This window comes from Soonwooa sp. (genome assembly GCF_032062245.1).
GTDB lineage: Bacteria > Bacteroidota > Bacteroidia > Flavobacteriales > Weeksellaceae > Soonwooa.
In genome coordinates, this window is the sequence record NZ_DAMBQF010000002.1 from 36,986 (window position 1) to 58,257 (window position 21,272).

At 35.0% G+C, this 21,272-nt stretch carries 19 protein-coding genes and 3 pseudogenes; 14 read left to right on the forward strand and 8 right to left on the reverse strand.

Translation table 11 applies throughout. From position 1 onward, the window contains the following. Positions 1-2 precede the first annotated feature (2 nt). The 6 genes from RT037_RS01945 to RT037_RS01970 all read left to right on the forward strand — a co-directional run bounded on the left by RT037_RS01945 (position 3) and on the right by RT037_RS01970 (position 6,099). Complete coding sequence (locus RT037_RS01945; RefSeq protein WP_079666235.1) at positions 3-641, forward strand: DUF47 domain-containing protein; 639 nt, start codon at positions 3-5, stop codon at positions 639-641. Between the two features lie 28 nt (positions 642-669). Continuing rightward, on the forward strand, positions 670-1,806 hold the full coding sequence (locus RT037_RS01950; protein ID WP_312322427.1) for an inorganic phosphate transporter: 1,137 nt from the start codon (positions 670-672) through the stop codon (positions 1,804-1,806). 141 nt (positions 1,807-1,947) lie between these two features. Further along, positions 1,948-2,919, forward strand: coding sequence for a polyprenyl synthetase family protein (locus RT037_RS01955; RefSeq protein ID WP_313027763.1), 972 nt, complete (start codon positions 1,948-1,950; stop codon positions 2,917-2,919). A gap of 3 nt (positions 2,920-2,922) precedes the next feature. Further along, a complete protein-coding gene (locus tag RT037_RS01960) occupies positions 2,923-3,888 on the forward strand; it encodes a GSCFA domain-containing protein (protein ID WP_313027767.1) in 966 nt (321 codons plus the stop codon). 301 nt (positions 3,889-4,189) lie between these two features. Next, positions 4,190-4,957 carry a TatD family hydrolase gene (locus RT037_RS01965; protein ID WP_313027770.1) on the forward strand — a complete coding sequence of 256 codons (768 nt, stop codon included), beginning with the start codon at positions 4,190-4,192 and terminating at the stop codon, positions 4,955-4,957. A 2-nt stretch (positions 4,958-4,959) separates the two neighbouring features. Further along, positions 4,960-6,099: a 1-acyl-sn-glycerol-3-phosphate acyltransferase gene (locus tag RT037_RS01970; protein WP_313027776.1), complete on the forward strand. Its 1,140-nt coding sequence runs from the start codon at positions 4,960-4,962 to the stop codon at positions 6,097-6,099. A gap of 60 nt (positions 6,100-6,159) precedes the next feature. Here RT037_RS01970 and RT037_RS01975 read toward each other — a convergent pair whose 3' ends face one another. From RT037_RS01975 to RT037_RS02000, 6 genes are all read right to left on the reverse strand, one after another. Then, on the reverse strand, positions 6,160-7,428 hold the full coding sequence (locus tag RT037_RS01975; protein WP_313027778.1) for a DEAD/DEAH box helicase: 1,269 nt from the start codon (positions 7,426-7,428) through the stop codon (positions 6,160-6,162). Positions 7,429-7,514: 86 nt separating this feature from the next. Further along, positions 7,515-8,003 (reverse strand): DUF6438 domain-containing protein, encoded by a 489-nt coding sequence (locus tag RT037_RS01980; RefSeq protein ID WP_313027780.1) that lies wholly within the window; start codon positions 8,001-8,003, stop codon positions 7,515-7,517. Positions 8,004-8,046: 43 nt separating this feature from the next. Continuing rightward, positions 8,047-8,655 carry a porin family protein gene (locus RT037_RS01985; protein WP_313027782.1) on the reverse strand — a complete coding sequence of 203 codons (609 nt, stop codon included), beginning with the start codon at positions 8,653-8,655 and terminating at the stop codon, positions 8,047-8,049. A 20-nt stretch (positions 8,656-8,675) separates the two neighbouring features. Then, positions 8,676-9,659: a GTPase ObgE gene (gene obgE / locus RT037_RS01990; protein ID WP_313027785.1), complete on the reverse strand. Its 984-nt coding sequence runs from the start codon at positions 9,657-9,659 to the stop codon at positions 8,676-8,678. 96 nt (positions 9,660-9,755) lie between these two features. Next, complete coding sequence (locus RT037_RS01995) at positions 9,756-10,337, reverse strand: adenylate kinase (RefSeq protein WP_313027787.1); 582 nt, start codon at positions 10,335-10,337, stop codon at positions 9,756-9,758. A 47-nt stretch (positions 10,338-10,384) separates the two neighbouring features. Continuing rightward, positions 10,385-10,939 (reverse strand): phosphoribosyltransferase, encoded by a 555-nt coding sequence (locus RT037_RS02000; protein ID WP_079666245.1) that lies wholly within the window; start codon positions 10,937-10,939, stop codon positions 10,385-10,387. A 135-nt stretch (positions 10,940-11,074) separates the two neighbouring features. Here RT037_RS02000 and RT037_RS02005 point away from each other — a divergent pair, with 135 nt between their 5' ends. From RT037_RS02005 to hisIE, 6 genes and pseudogenes are all read left to right on the forward strand, one after another. Next, the gene (locus RT037_RS02005) at positions 11,075-11,968 is read left to right on the forward strand and encodes a T9SS type A sorting domain-containing protein (RefSeq protein WP_313027790.1); all 894 of its coding nucleotides are present in this window, start codon (positions 11,075-11,077) and stop codon (positions 11,966-11,968) included. Positions 11,969-12,257: 289 nt separating this feature from the next. Further along, positions 12,258-13,424, forward strand: a pseudogene (gene hisD, locus RT037_RS02010) (histidinol dehydrogenase). Positions 13,425-13,434: 10 nt separating this feature from the next. Continuing rightward, positions 13,435-14,319 carry an aminotransferase class I/II-fold pyridoxal phosphate-dependent enzyme gene (locus RT037_RS02015; protein ID WP_313027792.1) on the forward strand — a complete coding sequence of 295 codons (885 nt, stop codon included), beginning with the start codon at positions 13,435-13,437 and terminating at the stop codon, positions 14,317-14,319. Positions 14,320-14,733: 414 nt separating this feature from the next. Beyond that, positions 14,734-14,925: pseudogene (locus tag RT037_RS02020) on the forward strand (four helix bundle protein); the annotation flags it as partial. A 129-nt stretch (positions 14,926-15,054) separates the two neighbouring features. Further along, a pseudogene (hisF, locus tag RT037_RS02025) lies at positions 15,055-15,807 on the forward strand (imidazole glycerol phosphate synthase subunit HisF). Further along, a complete protein-coding gene (gene hisIE / locus RT037_RS02030) occupies positions 15,804-16,394 on the forward strand; it encodes a bifunctional phosphoribosyl-AMP cyclohydrolase/phosphoribosyl-ATP diphosphatase HisIE (RefSeq protein ID WP_313027794.1) in 591 nt (196 codons plus the stop codon). The pseudogene hisF and the gene hisIE overlap by 4 nt, the downstream one beginning before the upstream one ends. A gap of 67 nt (positions 16,395-16,461) precedes the next feature. Here the strand turns inward: hisIE and RT037_RS02035 are convergent, their stop codons facing one another. After that, positions 16,462-16,815, reverse strand: coding sequence for a diacylglycerol kinase family protein (locus tag RT037_RS02035; RefSeq protein ID WP_313027796.1), 354 nt, complete (start codon positions 16,813-16,815; stop codon positions 16,462-16,464). Positions 16,816-17,150: 335 nt separating this feature from the next. On the opposite strand from RT037_RS02035, the gene dnaN reads away from it, so the two are divergent. Together dnaN and pheT are read left to right on the forward strand one after the other, a co-directional pair. After that, positions 17,151-18,281, forward strand: a complete 1,131-nt coding sequence (dnaN, locus tag RT037_RS02040) for a DNA polymerase III subunit beta (protein WP_079666257.1) — start codon at positions 17,151-17,153, stop codon at positions 18,279-18,281. Between the two features lie 150 nt (positions 18,282-18,431). Then, positions 18,432-20,834, forward strand: a complete 2,403-nt coding sequence (pheT, locus tag RT037_RS02045) for a phenylalanine--tRNA ligase subunit beta (RefSeq protein WP_313027797.1) — start codon at positions 18,432-18,434, stop codon at positions 20,832-20,834. 61 nt (positions 20,835-20,895) lie between these two features. On the opposite strand, the gene RT037_RS02050 is transcribed toward pheT, so the two are convergent. Beyond that, on the reverse strand, positions 20,896-21,261 hold the full coding sequence (locus RT037_RS02050; protein WP_313027800.1) for a hypothetical protein: 366 nt from the start codon (positions 21,259-21,261) through the stop codon (positions 20,896-20,898). Positions 21,262-21,272 lie beyond the last annotated feature (11 nt).

Below are 21,272 nucleotides of genomic sequence, written 5' to 3' on the forward strand. Positions count from 1 at the left end.
AAATGGGAATTGGTAATATTTTCAGAGCATTCCAGCCAAAAGACAAGATTTTCTTTGACCTTTTCGAAAGAATTGCAGACACATTAATCGATATGTCGAAAACTTTTCACGAAGGATTGCTAGAGTTTGATGTTAATGATGAGTCTATGCTTAACCAAATGAGTGATTATGAGCACAAAATGGATGACTTGACGCATGAGGTTTTTGTACAATTAGGAGAAAATTTTATTACACCATTTGACAGAGAAGATATCAGCCAATTAGCTGCTGGTCTTGATGATATTGCAGATTACATTTACGCTTCGGCAAAATACATCTACCTTTACAAAACACCTGAGAACAAAGTGTATTCTGAGTTTTCATTGTTAATTTATAAATCTTGTGTAGAGCTTAAAAAAGCTATCGAAAATCTTAAAGATTTCAAAAATCCTAACGAGGTTAAAGAATCTTGTATCAAGATTAACTCTTACGAGAACATTGCAGATGATGTATTAAGCCAAGCAACAGTTAAGTTATTCGAAACTAACGACGCGATCCTTATCATCAAACAAAAATCGATTCTTGATTATCTAGAAGTAGTAACTGACAAGGCAGAAGATGTTGCTAACATCATGGAAAGTATTGTTATTAAATACGCTTAAGTCTGTTCAACTATCAAAATAAAAAAGAATGGATTTTCCAATTTTACTAATTGTTATTATTGCGTTAGCATTAATATTTGACTATATCAACGGTTTTCACGATGCAGCTAACTCGATTGCAACCATCGTTTCAACCAAAGTTTTAACACCGTTCCAAGCAGTTTTATGGGCTGCCGTTTGGAACTTCGCAGCCTTTTTTATTGCTGCTTACGTCATTGGCGAATTCAAGATTGGTAACACGATTGCGAAAACCGTCAACGAAAACTATATTAATCTCGAAGTGATATTTGCAGGTCTTATCGCTGCAATTGCTTGGAATCTTTTAACATGGTGGTTTGGTATTCCGTCATCATCGTCACATACTTTGATTGGTGGATTTATCGGTGCTGCGTTGATGCATGCTTTGTATTTGGATTATCATGCTATAAGTGTAGCGCATCCAGATCTTGGGTTTTTCGAAACTTTGGGACAAGCTTTTAAGCAACTCTTTACACAAGATGTTGTTAAATTTAAAGTCGTTATTCCTATTTTCTTGTTCATATTCATGGCGCCGTTAATCGGTATGATTATTTCGATTATTATCACGTTAATCATTATTCAACTTTATAAAAGATCAAATCCTCATAAAGCCGAAAGACAGTTTAAGAAAATGCAGTTGGTTTCTTCAGCTTTATTCAGTCTTGGTCATGGTCTTAACGATGCTCAAAAAGTAATGGGTATTATTGGAGCAGCGGTTATCTATTACCACGTTAATATGTTGCAAGATCAATATGCATTAATGGATGCTGCCGAAAGATTTAACTTCTTTACAGAACATTATATTTGGGTGCCTTTGGTATCTTTCTTAGCAATCGCATTAGGAACTATGAGTGGTGGCTGGAAGATTATCAAAACAATGGGTACACGTATTACAAAGGTGACGCCTTTAGAAGGTGTATCTGCTGAGACTGCTGGTGCGATTACCTTATTTATCACAGATCACTTTGGTATTCCGGTATCAACAACGCATACAGTTACAGGATCTATCATCGGTGTAGGTTTAACAAAACGTATTTCTGCAGTTAGATGGGGTGTTACTGTTAGCTTACTTTGGGCTTGGATTCTTACAATCCCGATTAGTGCGCTTGTTGCAGGGGTTACATATCTTATTGTTATCGCATTTTAAGTTTTTTTAAACTTTAAATTAAAATACAAACTTTGTCTTCTCTTGAGGGCAAAGTTTTTTGTTTTTAATCGTTTTTCATAATACTTTTGATTGACTTAAACCGTTTTAAAATTGTATTTTTGTGTCAAATTAAATACGACTATGAGTTTTTTAGATAAATACCAAAATATCGTTTCTGAAGCCGTTGAAAAGCATGTCTTCTTGGACAAACCAGAAGAACTTTATGCCCCAATGAATTACATTATGTCACACGGTGGCAAGCGTATGAGACCTATTATGGTTCTTATGGCGTGTGATCTTTTTGGTGGTAAGTTAGAAGATGCGATTAAGCCAGCTTTGGCGATTGAGTATTTTCATAACTTCACGTTGATACATGACGACATTATGGACGAGGCACCACTTCGTCGTAATAAGGCGACAATACATACGCTTTATGGTCTTAATATCGGAATTTTGTCAGGCGATAATTTGTTGTTTAAAGCTTATCAATATTTTTTAGATTTAGAACCTGTTCTTTTTAAAAAATGTCTTAAAATATTTACAGATACCGGGATTGTTGTTTGCGAAGGGCAACAATACGATGTTAATTTTGAAAGTATGAACGATGTTAGTCATGACGATTACATCAAGATGATTACTTACAAAACAGGTTCTCTTAGTGCTGCCTCGTTGCAGATTGGTGCGCTTATCGCTGGTGCGAGTGACGACGATGCAGAGTCTATTTACAACTTCGGAAAACATTTAGGCATCGCATTCCAGATTATGGATGATTATTTAGATGTGTATGGTGATCAGGCTGCAGTTGGTAAAAAACATGCTGGTGACATCTACGAAAATAAAAAAACAATTCTATATCTAACCGCTTTACAAAATGCTAATGAGGAAGAGCGTAAAGAATTAGATTATTGGTACACCAAAAAAACTGATAATGTTGACAAAATCTACGGTGTCGAAAAGATTTTCCGTATGACAAAGGTTGAAGAGAAAGTCCTTCGTTTGGTACATCAACACAGCGAAATTGCTTTAGAATATTTAAATAAAATCGATGTTCCTGCGGAGAATAAAAAACCGCTTTTGGAACTTGCAGAATATCTATTAAAAAGAGAAAAGTAAATCATGATTTTCAGAACAGAAGTTGACATTAATGTCGTTGAAGAAAAAATCCAAATCGAAGATTCTATATTTTCGATAGGTTCATGTTTCGCCTCCGAAATTAGTTCCAAATTAGCGGATGGACAGCTCAAAACTTTTCACAATCCGTTTGGGACTTTGTTCAATCCGTTTGCGATTAATAAAGCATTTCAGAAGATTTATGCAGGGAAAGATTACACCGAAGCAGATCTTATTTTAGCCAACGATTTGTTCATGAGTCTCGATCATCATTCGTCTTTTGACTCGCGTTATGCGCACAAAACTTTGGAACAAATCAACTCAAAACTTCAATCTGCCAACGACTTTTTGCAAACTTCAAAATGGGTGATTGTCACTTACGGTAGCGCATTTATTTATGAGTTTTTACCAAAGAATAAAATCGCTGCCAATTGTCATAAGATTCCGCAAAAATTCTTTAATAAAAGATTGCTTTCCAATGACGAGCTTCGTCAAAATATTGCAGAAAGCATCGAGTGTATTAAGGATATTTGTCCTGACAATGTGCAGATTTTGTTCAGCTTGTCCCCTGTTCGTCACACCAAAGATGGCATGACAGAAAATAGCCTTAGCAAAGCGAAATTATTGACTGCAATCCACGATGTCATCCCGAATTATAGCAACTGTCATTATCTTCCGATTTATGAAATATTGATGGACGATTTGCGCGATTATCGCTTTTACAAAGACGATATGTTGCACCCGAATACGCAAGCGGTTCAGTATGTTTGGGAGAAATTTGGAAACGCATTTTTCGATGACGAAACCAAAATTTTCATTAACGAAAACAGTAAAATCCAATCTGCGCTTCAACATAAATCTTCTGATGAAGAAGGGCCAAAACATCAAAAGTTTTTAGAAAGTTTAAAACAGAAAATCAATACGCAACGTCAAAAAGTTAAACATCCGATTTTCTCAGATTTAGATTTTTAGGGCAGCTATTTCCGCCTTCCACTCTCGCTTTTTTGCGTCGCAACGCTTTGTAAAAAGAGCTCCGTTCAAGTCGGGCTGCGGATTTCGGATAATTAGAGAGTTTGGATTCAAGAGTTAATATTCGTGAATTACGAATTAAGATTTACAAATTAGGATTTATGAATTAGGATTTATGAATTAGGATTTATGAATTACGAAATAAGAATTACGATTTTTAAATACACAAAAATCCAATAACCGACAACTGACAACTAACAATTAAACCAAATACTGACAACTGCGAACCAACAACAACCAAAAAATGATTGATACACATACGCATTTATATTCAGAACAATTCGATGACGATAGAACAGAGATGATTCAGCGTGCTTTAGACAAAGGCGTAGAAAAGTTTATGTTACCAGCTATCGATTCCGAAACGCATGAAAAAATGCTCACTTTAGAAGCCGATTATCCCAACCAAATGTTTGCAATGATGGGACTTCATCCTTGTTCGGTACAACCAGAATCTTGGGAAAAAGAACTCGAGATTGTAAAAAACTATATCGACCAAAGAGATTATGTTGCCATTGGAGAAATCGGAATTGATCTTTATTGGGACAAATCAACTTTGGACATTCAAGTAAAAGCTTTTGAACAACAAATCGATTGCGCGATAGAAAAAGATTGGCCAATTGTGATCCATACTCGTGAAAGTTTTGACGAAACTTTCGAGGTTCTCGACCGTAAAAAACATCCAAAACTTCGTGGGATTTTCCATTGTTTTTCAGGAGATTTAGACCAAGCCAAACGCGCTATAGATTTAGGCTTTATATTGGGGATTGGTGGTGTTGTAACTTTTAAAAACGGAAAAATTGATCAATTCCTTAACGAAATTCCGTTGGATAAAATAGTTTTAGAAACAGATTCGCCTTATCTTGCGCCCGTTCCGCATCGTGGGAAGCGCAACGAAAGTTCTTATGTAGAATTGGTTGCTGGGAAGTTGGTAGACATTTATGGACTTTCATTTAAAGAAATTAACAAAGCGACCACCGAGAACGCATTAAAAATATTTGGAATTAAATAATTATGGATTCTTTTTTAGATTCAATTCGATTTTATAATAAAGAAGAGGTACAACCGGCATTGCAATCTATGGCAAAACATCCGATGATGCTGGCTTTGTTGCAATTCACGTTTCCCAATAAATCGGAGGACGACATTGCAGAAATTTTAGCATCAATTGATAGTATCGAAGATTTTCAAGATAAAGTGATTAGCCATTGTATCCGCAATATTTTGAAGCAATCTTCGGAAGGTTTAACAGTTTCTGGTTTAGAAAATTTAGATAAAAATAAAACATATCTTTTCATTTCGAATCACCGCGATATCGTTCTAGATACGAGTTTAATCAATTTAGCTTTACTCGAAAATGGCTTTCAATTAACGGCTTCTGCCATTGGTGATAACTTGGTACAACGTGATATTTTTATGGTTTTAGCAAAGCTGAATCGTAACTTTTTGGTGAAGCGTGATGTTTCGCCGCGCGAATTGTTGAAGAGTAGCCAACTAATGTCCGATTACATCAAAGATTTAATCCTAAATCAGCATCAATCGGTTTGGATTGCGCAACGTGAAGGTCGTACCAAAGATGGTAACGATATGACGCATCCTGGCGTTCTTAAGATGATTGCGATGACCAACGGAAAAGACGAAGTTTGCGATTATTTTAAAAGCTTAAACATCGTCCCAGTAAGCATTTCGTATGAATATGATCCAACGGATAAATTGAAAACTTACAAGGCGATACAAGCGCAAAAATCAGAAGTTGTTGTTAAGTCTAAAAACGAGGATTTCGAAAATGTAATGGCGGGTGTTTTAGGACAAAAAAAACGAATTCATATTCATTTTGGGGAAGTTCTTAATGATACTTTGGAGCTTATTAAAACGAATGCCGAAAACAATAACCAGAAAATTCAATTGCTTGCAGAGTCGATTGATAAAGCCATTATCGGTAATTATCATTTGTTCCCGAATAATTTTATTGCTTTGGATCTTTTGAAAGAAAGTAATGATTTCGCAAAATATTATAATCAGGAAGAAAAAGACTTGTTTAACAGAAGAATGTCTTGGAGTATTGATGCGAACGATGTCGCGATTAAAACACATTTCTTGAGCCATTATGCCAATCCTGTGATCAACAAAATAAAACTCGGTTTCGAGTTTTAAAACTCAAGTTCAAACCAAAAAATAAAACGTCATAAGTTAATTGCTTATGACGTTTTTTTGTTATCTGTTACCTTGTCTAGAACTTTTTTTGTAATAGTTCTTTTTTGCGGCTTTTTGTTTTTCTTGCGTCTTAGACGGGCGTGGCGATCTCGCTGCAACTGGTTTGTTATTACTGTCGCGCTTTTGCTCCACTAAATTATCCGTGTGGTACGGATGATCTTTTTCCACAGGAATTTTTTTACCGATTAATTTTTCGGTGTTTCGAAGGTTAACAAGATCCAATCCATCAACAAAAGAGAAAGAAGTCCCTTCGTTACCCGCACGTCCTGTACGACCAATTCTGTGCACATAAGTCTCAGAAACGTCGGACAATTCGAAGTTTAAGACATGTTTCAGTTCGTCGATGTCAATGCCACGCGCAGCAATGTCTGTCGCTACGAGAACTCGCGTTTTTTTCGATTTAAAATTGCTAAGCGCATTTTGTCTTTGGTTCTGAGACTTGTTGCCGTGGATGGCTTCTGCAGAGATTTTTGCTTTGTGAAGACTTCTTGCAATTTTGTCCGCGCCATGTTTGGTTCTCGCAAATACCAAAAGTTGATCAATTTTTTGATCCTTTAAAATATGAATTAAAAGATCTAATTTATCGTTTTTCTCTACCAAGAATACACTTTGCTGGATTGTGTCCGCGGTTGACGAAACGGGCGTTACTTCAACCTTTACAGGATTGTGCAGGATGCTGTTAGCAAGTGCACTAATCTCTTTAGGCATCGTTGCTGAGAAGAACAGCGTTTGTCTTTTTTGAGGGATCAGTTTGATAACTTTTTTAACATCGTGCACAAATCCCATGTCCAACATTCTGTCCGCTTCATCCAAAACAAAAATCTCTAAATCTTTTAGACTGATAATTCTTTGGTTGATGAAATCTAGCAATCGGCCGGGCGTTGCGATAAGGACATCGACACCTTTTCTGAGGCTAGCTTCTTGAGCGCCTTGTTTAACACCACCGAAAATTACTAAAGATTTTAATGGTAAATCGCTACCATAATCTTTGAAGTTTTCTTCAATTTGGATGGCTAATTCTCGCGTTGGCGTAAGGATTAAAGCTTTTATTTTTTTGTTGGTAGGCGAATACCTAGACATTAAATTTTGTAAAATTGGAATCGCAAAAGCTGCGGTTTTTCCTGTTCCCGTTTGGGCGCAACCCAAAAAGTCTTGTCCTTTAAGAATGGTCGGAATCGCTTTTTCCTGAATCGGGGTTGGCGTTTCGTATCCTATTTTTTGAACCGCTTTAATGATGGGTTCTATAAGGTTGAGGTCTGTGAAATTCAAATGAAAATATTTAATTTTAAAAAAAAGAAATTCCTTCACGGTGAAGGAATTTGATTGTGCAAAGTTAAGTTAAATAAAATAAAGACTTATTCTACTTTTTTCCAATTTTGATTTTTTCGAAGATCTGCTATAAATTTATAAACTTCGGCAAGTTCTTTCGTCCCATCTTTGCCATAATCTTCGATGTTTTTTGATGAGCCATCTTTATAATTAAGTCGAAGAAAACTTGTGGGCAAATCCGTGATATTGTAATTTCCGTACTTATCATTAAGGCTTTTTGCATTAAGACGATCAAGCATTGTCACTAATTTTGCGTAATCTTCAGCCTTAATAGTTGTTTTAAAAGTGCCTTCTCTTGGTTTTGAAAAATCATCTTTAGAATGTCCTTCTCCAAAATTAAAACGTTCTGCTTCAAAAATGGCTGTTCTGTCAGGATTAATTGTCAATTTAAAAACAGAACAAAAACCAAAGCAAGGTGTCGTTTCGTATTCTATTTTAGAATAATTTGATGTGCTTTTTTGGGTCTGACAAGACATTAAAACCACGAATGCGAAAAGGCTTAGTAGATATTTCATAACTTTTATTTTGAAAAGGAGTTTCAATTTTCGTTCCAAAAAATTATTTAAATCGATAACCTAAACCAACTTGGAAAAAGCTAGCCTTCGTTGATCCGCCTTCTTTATTCATACTGAAAAAGTTGAAGTTATAGCGCGCGTCCAAAAATAAATTATTGGGGAATTGATATGCTGTTCCTAAAAAAGGAAAAACGTTTAGTGTACTAATGTTGTCAATTTTTCCGTCGTAAAAAGATTCTCCTTGGAAAGAATATTTAACATTCGGATTAAGATTAATGCCGAAGTTAAGTCCAGCCGAAACCGAAAAAGGCATAGTTATATAATACTTTGCTGAAATCGGAATTTGTAATTGTGGTAAATGTACATTGGCTGTTTGAGTGCCCATAGTTACAATTTCGTTTCCAACCAAGCTTGTGATCTCGTAACTAAATTTGCCGCCAAGTTCTGTGTATAAAAGTTCGCCTTGTACAGAAAATTTGTCGTTAATGTTGTGCTCTACAATACCACCAACATAGAAATAAGATTTGCTATCGATGTTTTCGTCAAGAAGTTTTATGGTTGATAAGTTGTAACCAGCTTGTACGCCAAAAGTAGTTTGTGCATGAGAGGTCGCTAAAAATCCTAATGCACGAATTGATAGTAGTTTTTTCATAATTAATTGCGATGTGATTGTTATCCGTGTAGTTTTTTCCAGATAGCGTCTTTCAGCTCCATCAATCCTTCTCCAGTAACACCTGAGAAGAAAAGTGGTTTTTTCCCTTCTGGGAACTCTGCTGAGATTTCAGCTTTTAATTCGTTATCTAGCAAATCCCCTTTAGAAACAGAAATAATATAATCTTTATGTAAAAGTTCTGGATTATATTCGTTTAATTCATTTTCTAAAATTTCAAATTCCTTATAATGGTTTTCAGAATCTGCAGGAATTAAAAAGAGTAGGATAGAGTTACGCTCGATATGACGTAGAAAACGGTGACCAAGACCTTTTCCTTCCGCCGCACCTTCGATAATACCGGGGATATCTGCCATTACAAAAGATTTGTAATTTCTGTAATCGACAATTCCTAAGTTAGGTGTAAGCGTTGTAAAAGCGTAGTTTGCGATTTTTGGTTTAGCCGCAGAAACTGAAGCTAAAAGCGTCGACTTGCCAGCATTTGGAAAACCAACAAGACCAACATCCGCAAGGATTTTTAGTTCGAAAACAACAAAACCTTCTTCGCCTGGAAGTCCAGGTTGTGCGTATCTAGGCGTTTGGTTGGTAGACGATTTGAAATGTTCGTTACCAAGTCCACCTTTACCACCTTTCATGATGATGATTTCTTGGCCATCTTCTAGGATTTCGCCAAGTATTTCACCTTCTTCATTTTTTGCAATCGTACCGATTGGGACGTTGATGTAGATATCTTCGCCAGCTGCACCAGTTAACTGATTTTTAGCACCGTTTTCGCCACGACCAGCTTTCACGTGACGTGTGTAACGAAGCGGAAGAAGCGTCCATTCGTGACCGTTACCTCTCATGATGATATCGCCACCACGACCACCATCGCCACCGTCAGGACCACCTTTCGGAATGTATTTTTCGCGACGAAGATGCGCTGATCCAGCACCGCCATGACCTGATGTACAATGAATTTTAACGTAATCTACAAAATTGGACATTTGTTTTCTTTTTTAATTATATATGATAAATTATGAGTTATGAATTTAGAAATAAGTACAAACCTAACTCATAATTTATAACTCATAACTTAAAAATTACTTTGTAATTTTTTCAACTTCAGCAAAAAGTTTTTCTGCGATTTCTGATATTTCTCCAATACCATTAACCTCTACATATTTGCCTTGTTGTTTGTATAGTTCTGCAACTTCTGCCGTTTTCGCATAATATTCTTGGATGCGGTTACGGATAATTTCTTCGTTGCTGTCGTCAGTTCTTCCACTTGTTTCGCCTCTTTTCAAAAGACGTTGCACAAGCGTTTCGTCTTCTACAACTAGAGCAAGACAAATCGTAATATCAGCATTTAGTTCATTTTTTACAATTTGTTCTAAAGCTTCCGTTTGTTTTGCTGTTCTTGGGAAACCATCAAAAATGTACCCAGCAGCGTCAGACGGTTTTCTTAGTTCGTCCACCAACATATCAATGGTCACTTGGTCTGGTACTAACTCGCCTTTGTCGATGTAAGACTTTGCAAGTTTTCCTAGTTCTGTTTCATTTTTGATATTGAATCTGAAAAGGTCGCCAGTCGAAACTTGTTTAAGATTAAATTTTTCAATCAAATGTTGCGCTTGCGTTCCTTTTCCGCTTCCCGGAGGGCCGAATAATACTAAGTTAATCATTTTTTATTTAGATTTATTTGGAATACGATGCGAGACCGTATAGAAATTTAGTGGTTGATACTTCCGTCTTCTAATTGATAAAGGTCTTTTAGGTTTCTTCCCAACTCATCATAATCCAATCCGTAGCCTAAAACAAATTTGTTAGGGATTTCTTTCCCAACATAATCGATCTTGAATTCCTTTTTGTAAACATCCGGTTTTAGTAACAAAGATGCTACTTTAATCGATTTTGGACGTTGTGTTTCTTTAAAATAAGTGAAAAGATTTTCGATTGTATTACCAGTATCCACAATGTCTTCCATCAAGATGATGTGACGGTCTTTGATGTCTTTTGTTAGCTCCATCTCTTTGAAGACAATCCCCGAAGATTCTGTCCCAACATAAGAACTCATTTTGATAAAACCAAGTTCGCACTCGCCAGGATAAGCTTTGATAAAATCAGAGAAAAACTGAATAACACCGCTTAAAACCCCGATGAAAACTGGACGTTCGTCTTTGTATTCTTCATAGACTTCTTTCGCCATTCTATCGACGATTGTTAAGATTTCTTCGTGCTTTAGATAAGGGACAAAAGATTTGTCGTGAACTTTTATACTTTCCATAATTTTTTAAGAAAGCACAAAATTAAGCATTTTAATTTATTATTAATAATTAGAAATATGACTTATGTAAGAATATTAAAATTTTTGAGTCTGTTTGAAAACTTTATTTATTTTTGCAGCCCTTTAACTATTAATATGAATAAAAAATTACTTATTTCTACACTTTCGATATTGTTGTTTAGCAATACTATTTCTGCACAAGAAACCAAAATCTCTTTTGAAACTTCGGAAGGCTTTAACCTTGGAAACTTCCATGGACAAAAAGCTTGGAGCAATTGGGGTTACGTTGATGAGACTCATTCGCAAGTTGTTAATACGATTGCAACGGACGGCGCAAACTCGGTTGCTGTTATCGCAGATGAAACCCAAGAAGAGAATTGGGGCGGCATTTTCCATGACGCACCGGCTTATAATAGAATGTCAATTTCGGCAGATATTTATCTGGATAATCTCAATTCTGCTGATTGCGATATGTTGTCGCTATACAGTATGGATGTTGATGAATACGAGCGTCTGGGAGGATTTTATTATAGTTATGATGCGACTTTAGAAGTTGGCAATGACACGACAATTGTTACCAAAACTTGGCAAGCTAAAAAATGGTATAACCTAAAAGTAAATATCGATTTTACTACGAAAAAGATTGAATATTATATTGACAATGTTAAGGTTACAACTTCGACTTTTAATTCTCAAATTAACTCGATTAAAGAGTTTGATTTTGAGTTCGATAACTATAAATCGGGTTTCAAAGTGGATAATGTAAAAATCCAAAATCTTGACAATCTGGCAACTTCCGAAATTGATAAAAATATGATTCAAGTTTATCCAAATCCAAGTTCTGACTTTATCAATATTAAAGGAATAAAAGATGTAGAACAAATTTCAATTTTCGATGGAAGCGGAAATTTATTTTATCAATCAAATTCTGCAATGCCGATCGATGTTAAAGCTTGGAAATCTGGTTTGTATTTAATTAAGATTAAAACTAAAACTAGCGAAGCTACAACTAAATTTATCAAACAATAAATTGTATTAGGAAATTTTAAATTTCAGAAATATTATCTTTTAAACTGGAAATTTTTAGAAAAATATTTTTTTTCGGTTAAAAATTATTTCTAAACTTGTTTCATCAAAATAACAGAAATGTATAACAATCAATTACATCATTATTATCATCATACTTGCACTCAGGCAAGCTGATAATGATATGTAGTTGACAAAAAATATCAAAATCCCGTTTGAGTAAATCGAACGGGATTTTTTATTTTTAATCGGCAGAATCCGCGATTTACTCAGGCTTTAATTCAAAAATAAAATGAGTAAACTAAAAATTGCCATTCAAAAAAGCGGACGACTTTACGAAGATTCCATCAAGCTTTTGCGCGACTGCAGCATTTTTTACAATGACGGTAAACACCAACTGAAGGTTTTCGTAGACAATTTTCCATTGGAGATTTTCTATTTGCGCAACTCCGATATTCCGCAATATCTCGAAGATGGCGTCGTAGATGTCGCGATAGTTGGCGAAAATCTTTTGATCCAAACGTCTAAGAAAATTGACGTTGTCGAACATCTAGGATTTTCGAAATGTCGTGTATCAATGGCGGTTCCCAAAGGTATTGATACAGATGATTTGTCTTATTTTAATTCAAAAAAAATTGCAACCTCTTATACGAATACGCTTCTTCGCTTTCTGGACGAGAATAACATTAAAGCTGATATTCACGTCATTTCTGGTTCGCAAGCGATTGCTGCGATGACTTTTGGGACAGAAACAATTCCTCAAGTTTATAAAATTTTTGGTCCCGGAAATCAGTGTGCAACTGCTGCGAAAGAAATGGCGACCGAATTTGGTGTTGCGATTGATATGCCTGCAGGTCCGAGCGAAGTTTTGGTAATCGCTGATAAACAAACGATTCCTGAGTTTTTGTGCGGCAGATTTGTTATCGCAAGCAGAACACGGCGCCGATAGTCAAGTTGTTTTTATTTCTGACAACGAACGGGTTTTTGAAGAAACTTTAAACGAGTTAAAATCGCAGATGCAGAATTTAACTCGCAAAGATTTGGCAGAAAAAGCCGTTGAAAATAGTCAATTTATTTTGGTCGAAAATTTATCCGAAGCTTTTGAAATCTCCAATCTTTATGCGCCAAAGCATTTGATTTTAGCTGTAGAAAATCCAGAGAATTGGAGTTCTAAAATTGTTAATACAGGTTCGGTTTTTTTTTAGGAAATTATTCTTGCGAAAGTGCTGGCGATTATGCTTCTGGAATGAATCATACTTTGCCAACCAATTCATTTGCTAGAAGTTATTCTGGCGTTTCTTTAGATTCTTTTTTAAAGAAAATTACTTTTCAAAATATTACAAAACAAGGTATTCAGAACCTTGGAAAAACCATCCAAATCATGGCAGAAGCAGAAGGACTTTTTGCGCATAAAAATGCTGTGACACATCGATTAAATCAAATCAATCAAAACAAATAAATCTTAAAAAGTGGAAAATCCGATACAAAAATTTGTTCGACCAAATATTCTTGCGCTTCAACCTTATATTAGTTTTAGAGATACTTTGTCAGACGGCGATTACACGCTTTTGGATGCTAACGAAAATCCGTTTGGGACTTTTAATCGTTATCCAGATTCGACTCAGAAAAAATTAAAGCAAAAACTTTCCGAGATTAAAAATGTACCAAGTTCACAAATTGCTCTAGGAAATGGAAGTGATGAGATGATTGACCTTATTATTAAAATTTTTTGTGATCCAAAAAAGGATGCAATTGTTGTGATGAATCCATCTTTTGCGATGTATAGTTTCTATGCAACAATTAATGAAAACAAGATTGTCACACTTGATTTAGATACTAATTTTCAATTGCAAAAAGAAGAATATTTAAATAAAGCTAAAGAGTCAAGTGCGAAAGTTTTGTTCTTGTGTTCGCCCAACAATCAAACAGGAAATTCAATTGACGATTTAGAATTTTATATTAAAAACTTTGATGGAATTGTCGTTGTTGATGAAGCTTACATTGAGTTTTCAAATCAAACATCGATTTTAGAAAAGTTAAATGAATTTGAAAACCTAATTGTTTTACAATCCCTTTCAAAAGCTCGTGCTTTAGCAGGTTTACGAATTGGGATGGCGTTGTCTTCGGAGTTTATTATTTCTTTAATTAACAAAACAAAAGCGCCTTATAATATCAGTGAAGTCATCATGAATATGGCACTTCAAGAACTGGAAAAAGTCGATGAATCCAAAAGTCGTTTACAAGAAGTTTTGGTTCAGAAAAGTATTTTGAAGCAAGCTTTTGAAAATTCTTCAAGTATTAAAAAAGTTTACGATTCAGATGCTAATTTTTTCTTGGTTGAAGTCGAAAACTGAGAAGCTTTTTACGACAATTTAATTCAAGCGAAAATATTGTGTAGCAAACGTTTTCCCACAATTCCGAATGCTTTAAGGATAAATGTTGGAACTGCCGAAGAAAATCAAAAATTGATACAAATTTTAAAGTAAGAATTTTGATTTACGATTGATGATTTAGCGATTTACGAATTGTAAATTCAATTTAAAATCAAGATCGCAATTGAATTATTCGTAAATTAATGAATCTAAAATCGTAAATATTTGACACATGCAAGAATTAATTAAAAAACGAACAAAACAAGTTGGGGTTGATGTGATTCTTTTGATTGATGAATTTCCACACTCTATTGCTATAAGGGCAATTGCTATTAACTTGTTAAATGTGCGACTTCTGTAGGAGCGAATTATCGTGCAGCTTGTCGAGCAAAATCAACAGCTGATTTTATTAATAAACTAAAAATTGTTGAAGAGGAAACTGACGAAACTATTTTTTGGTTGGAGATTTTAGAGGAATCTAACTTATTTCAGTCAAGTAAGATTAAAGGTTTGAAACTTAAGCTTAATGAAATTTTGTCAATTGTTGTTAGTTCAATAAAAACCTTAAGAAATAAAAAAAATAAATGATTTACGATTTTTAATTTACGATTAAAGATTTAGCGATTTGAGATTAAATTGTAAATCAAAAATCCAACATCGTAAATCTGAATTTCCAAATCGTAGATCTAAAAACAAATAATTGTAAATACAAAAAATGTGTTAAAGAAAAGAATCATTCCGTGTCTTGATATCAAAGATGGGAGAACGGTGAAAGGTGTCAATTTTGTTGGCTTGCGCGATGCTGGCGATCCTGTAGAATTGGCGATAAAGTATGTTGATGAAGGCGCTGATGAATTGATGTTTTTGGATATTTCGACAACTTTAGAAAAGCGAAAAACTCTTGCCGAAATGGTAAAAAAAATTCCAGCTGCGATTAATATTCCGTTTACTGTCGGTGGCGGGATTAATTCTGTGGAAGATTCTTCGACGGTTATTAATGCAGGTGCTGATAAAGTTTCGGTAAATTCTTCGGCGGTAAAAAATCCGCAATTGATTACTGATTTATCGGCGCAGTTTGGTTCGCAATGTATCGTTGTTGCGGTAGATACACGCAATGTCAACGTAACACAAAAAGTCTTTGTGAGTGGTGGGAAAGAGGAAACCGATTGGGGAACTTTGGATTGGGTAAAGGAAGTAGAAAAAAGTGGTGCTAGCGAAATTCTGTTAACCTCGAGGATGGTGACGGGACAAAAGCGGGTTTCCGAATTGATATTACAAATCGGGTTTCCGAAAGTCTTAACATTCCTGTTATTGCTTCTGGTGGCGCAGGGAAAATGGAAGATTTCGCGGAAGTTTTTAACAAGACAAAAACAAGTGGCGGATTGGCTGCAAGTGTTTTTTTACATTGGTGAAATTCCGATCCCTAAACTTAAAAATTCTTTGAAACACCAAAATATAGCAATACGATGAACATTGATTTTAATAAAACTAGTGATGGCTTAGTTCCGGTGATTATTCAGAATTATCTTAATAATCAGGTTTGGATGTTGGGTTATATGAACGAGGATGCTGTTAATAAAACTCAAGAACTTGGAAAAGTGATATTTTTTTCGCGATCCAAAAATAGATTGTGGACAAAAGGAGAGGAGTCAGGTAATTTTTTAGAAGTAAAATCGCTGGTTTTGGATTGTGATAACGACACGATTTTAATAAAAGCAAAACCTTTTGGACCGACGTGTCATACGGCATCTGTGACTAGTTTTAAGGAAGCTTCGAATCATGATTTTATTTATGAATTGGAACAAACTATCAATGACCGAATCGACTTTGATAACCAGGAATCTTATACGAATAAATTGTTTAAAAAAGGAATCAATAAAGTTGCGCAAAAAGTTGGTGAAGAAGCTGTGGAATTGGTGATAGAAGCAAAAGATAGCAACGATGATTTTTTTTTAAATGAAGCCGCAGATTTGATGTATCATTATTTAATTCTTTTAAAAGCTAAAGGTTTTCAACTTGACGATGTTGAAAATGTTTTAAAATCTAGGGAAAAATAAAATTAGAAGTTAGGAATTAGGAATTAGGAATTAGGAATTAGGAATTAACTTTGCCATAAAGCAACAACTAAAATAAATATTTCCCGTACACCAAAATACCAACAACGACGGCTAGGATAGAAGCGATTAAAACGGCTGCGCCAGCAATATCTTTTATAACTCCAATTCGTTTGTCAAAATTAGGTTCGATAAAATCACAAATTTGCTCAATACAAGTGTTAAGCGCTTCAGCAATCATAACACCAAAAGTGACGCTAAGAACAGCGATAATTTCCCAAGTCTGAAGTTTGAAATAGAAAATCAAGATGAGGTTAACAAGAAGTCCCAAACAATGGATTTGGAAATTTCTCTCGTTTTTTAACAACCAAAAGAGACCTTTAAAAGTGTAACAGAAGCTCTTATGTAGAGGTGGTTTTTTCATGAGAAAAATTTTATTTTTTGTTAAATCTTAAAATTCTTCACAAATATAGATAAATCCTAAAATTGTAGAGTTTGTTTAAATTTTATTGCTAAAATTTTTATTGTCAATTTTGGATGGATTTTTTGTTTCGTGTGTAAAGATTTAGCGGGCTAAATCAAAAATAGAAAATCAAAAATAGGCGCAAAAGGGCATTGAAAATTTAGCAAAGATGCTTTTGTGACTTGTTAATTTTATGTTTCGATAAAATTTTAAACTCACTCTTGGTAATTAATTACAAATCAGACCGCCAATTTGCCATAATTTTTTATCTTTGTGAATCGAAATAATTAGCTTTTATGAGATTTATTGTTGCCAGTGGCGAATTGCAAAAAGCCTTACAGACAGTTAGTGGTGTGATTTCTGGTTCGCAATCCAGACCAATTTTGGAAAATTACCTTTTTGAATTAGATCAAAATAATTTAAGAATTACAGCTTCCGACGGAGAAACAACTTTGATAACTTCTATCGAGGTAATGTCTGACGATGCTGGAAAAATGGCGGTTCCTGCCAAAATCTTCCAAGATTTCTTAAAGACTTATGGCGAACAACCATTGACATTAGTCGTTAAGGATGCACCAGAAGGTAACGGTAGCGTTTTAGAAATTTTGGATGAGAAAGATAACTTCTCTGTTGCACTTGACAATGCAGAAGATTATCCAGAATTGCCAGAGTTTGACGCTTCTCAAAAAGTGGTTATGCCAGGTGGCGTTTTGGCAGATGCGTTGAGCAATACGTTGTTTGCGACAAGTAACGACTCACTTCGTCCAGTTATGACGGGCGTTTTGTTCCAATTTGCAGAAAACGAAACCAACTTCGTGTCAACGGATTCTCATAGATTGGTGGTTTACAAGCGAACAGATCTTGCAAATGCAGAACCAATGGAATTCATCATGCCGAAAAAACCGTTGGCGATTTTCAAAAACATCTTGAACAATTCTGTTGATGAAGTTGTTATTGAGTTTAACGAAAACATGGCGAAGTTCACGTTTGGTAATAATATTTGGATCTGTCGTTTGATTGACGGGAAATATCCTAACTACAACGCGGTTATTCCGAAAGAAAATCCAAATGTCTTGACGATTAACAGAAACTTGTTGTTAAGTTCTATCCGTAGAGCATCGATTATGTCGAACAAATCTACAAACCAAGTGAGATTCAAGCTTTCGGGCAACGTTCTTCACTTGCATGCAGAGGATACAGAATTTGCGAACAAAGCGGATATGCAAATCCCTTGCGATTATAACGGAGAAGATATTAATATAGGTTTCAGTTCTAAGTTTTTAACAGAAATGTTATCTGTTTTGGGTGCTGACGATATCACTTTCAAAATGTCTCAGCCGAATCGTCCAGGTATCATCGAGCCAATTGATGGACTCGAAGACAACGAAAACATCTTGATGTTATCCATGCCGGTTATCGGATTATAAAGTTTAAAAAACAGAAAATAACAATTTGAGATTTGAAAAATTCAGGTCTCAAATTTTGTTTAAAATAAGATTTTATTACAGAAGCGTTTTTGAGTTTTTATTAAATCAAATCTTAAAATATCAGCCTTCTAAAAATTCAAATTCAGAATAATGAAAATTTCAAATAATTGGCTTAAAGATTATATTAAAACCAATTTGACTACGGAAAAAATCGGTCAGTTTCTTACAGATATTGGTCTGGAGATAGAAGTTATCGACAAGTATGAAAGCGTTAAAGGAAATCTCGAAGGCATCATTGTAGGGAAAGTTTTGACTTGTGAAAAACATCCCAATGCGGACAAGTTAAGCAAAACAACAGTTGATGTAGGTAACGGAAAAATCCTTGACATCGTTTGTGGTGCGCCCAATGTTGCTGCTGGACAAATAGTTCCTGTTGCGGTTGTAGGAACAAAAATCTATGATAAAACTGGAAATTTTTTCGAAATTAAAAAAGCAAAAATCCGTGGCGAAGTTTCGGAAGGGATGATTTGTGCAGAAGATGAACTTGGTTTGTCAGACGATCACGGTGGCATCATGGTTTTAGACGAAACGAAATATAAAGTAGGAGAGAATTTCGCAAAGTATTTTGAGTTAATTAATGATGAGGTTTACGAAGTTGGTTTAACGCCAAACCGTACCGATGGAATGTCGCATTATGGTGTTGCAAGAGATTTGCACGCTTATTTGTCGTCCAATGCTTTTCCGTCAGAGTTAGAGAAATTATCGACTGTAGCTTTGACTTCAGAAGGTTCTCACGATTTCCAAATCGATATCGAAAATACAGAATTGACGCCACGTTATCTTGGTGCTGTTGTTGAAGGACTTAAAGTTGAAGAGTCGCCATCTTGGCTTAAAGATCGATTGAAAGCGATTGGTCTTGCGCCGATTAACAATGTTGTGGATATTACCAATTATATTTTGCACAGCTATGGTCAGCCTTTGCACGCTTTTGATGCTGATAAAATTGCTGGGCACAAAGTGATTGTTGGGACGTCACCAGAAGGAACGGTTTTCAAAACTTTGGATGGTGTAGAGCGAAAATTAAAGGGCACCGAAATCATGATTAAAGACGGAAACCAAAATCCAATGTGTATTGCTGGCGTTTTTGGCGGTGAAGAAAGTGGTGTTTCGGATTCTACGACTAAGATATTTTTAGAAAGTGCTTACTTCAATCCGGTTGCGGTGAGAAAAGCTTCTAAAGCGCACGGACTTAATACTGACTCATCTTTCAGATTTGAGAGAGGTGTTGATCCTAATAATACAAAAACAGTTTTGACAAAAGCTGTTAAAATGTTGGAGGAAATTGCTGGTGGTAAATTGGTTGGCGAAATTTTAGAATCTTATCCCACGAAGATTGAACCTTTCTATGTGGTACTTCGTTACTCTAAAGTTGATCAAATTTTAGGTGTTAAAATTCACCGCGAAAAAATAAAAGAGATTTTAAAATCTTTAGAAATTACAGTTCTTAACGAAATCGCAAATGGGCTAGAATTGTCTGTTCCTGCGTATCGTGCGGATGTAACGCGAGAAATTGACGTTATCGAAGAAATTTTACGTATCTACGGTTATAACAAAATTGAAGCGCCGAAGAAAACGTCTTTCACAACGGTGAGTTTGCATTTGGATGATCAAGACGCTTTAGAAAACGCTTGGGCAAGAACTTTGCAAAGCCAAGGTTTTAACGAAGTGATGAACAATTCTTTGACTTCTGTTAAAGACGAAACCAACGCTGTTAAACTTCTTAATCCGCTAAGTAATGAACTTTCGACAATGAGAAAATCTTTGTTAGAAGGACTTTTGCAAAATGCGGCTTATAATATTAATCGTAAGAATCCAGATATTAAGTTTTTTGAATTAGGGAAAATTTATCACAAATTCGAAAAATATGAAGAGAGAAAACAATTGGCGATTTTAACATCGGGAAGAAACGTTTCAGAAAACTGGTTGCAACCAAAAAGTGCTACAGATTTCTTTATGTTGAAAGCTTATGTTAAAATTCTTCTTGATAAATTAAACATCGAAACAACAGAAAGAGCTTTGGAAGATGCACGTTTTTCTGATGCTTTAGAAATTGTTTCTGGTGATAAAACTTTAGTAAGATTAGGAAAAGTGGCGCCAGCTTTACTTAAAGATGCGGACATGGATCAAGATGCTTTCTACGCAGAAATCGAATTAGAAAATTGTCAATCTTTACGAAATACAGGGAACTTTAAGTTTGTTGATATTCCGAAGTTTAACAAGATTAGAAGAGATTTAGCAATGTTGGTTGACAAGTCTGTGACTTATGCAGAATTGTACGAATTGGCGAAAAAGAACAAATCACCTTTCTTAAAAGAAATCAACCTGTTTGACGTTTACGAAGGTAAAAATCTACCAGAAGGTAAGAAATCTTACGCTATAAGTTTTGAACTTTTAAATGAAGAAAAAACGTTGGAAGATAAAGATATTTCGGAAGTGATGAATTCATTGATTAAATCCTTCCAAAAAGAATATAATGCAGAACTAAGAGGTTAATTTTTTTAGTTTAGTAAAAATAAAAGTCCAAAGTTATTCGCTTTGGACTTTTTTATTGGTTTTAAAATTTGACTTGCGAATCGATACCGCTGTCAGTTTCTTTGATGTTAATATCTGGCGTATTTGGAATTTGTGCTGCTGCAAGAACCTCAATTCTTTTTTTGAGATCCTCATAATTGCTAGCTTCCTGAATCGTCATATTGTTAAACAGATAGGTTTTATTAACATCATTTTTATTAAAAATTTCAGAAACCGAATATGCATGTGCGTCATCTCTAATTTGTACACTCGCCAAAAAATGCTCGTCGCTACTGTTATTGAGGTATACGATGTACTGTGATCCGTCGATGCCTGCATTTTCTAAATCGCTTTCTAGCGTTTTGTAGTTGCTATGATTATTAAATAATCCTATGATAATACTTGCCATAATTTGAATTT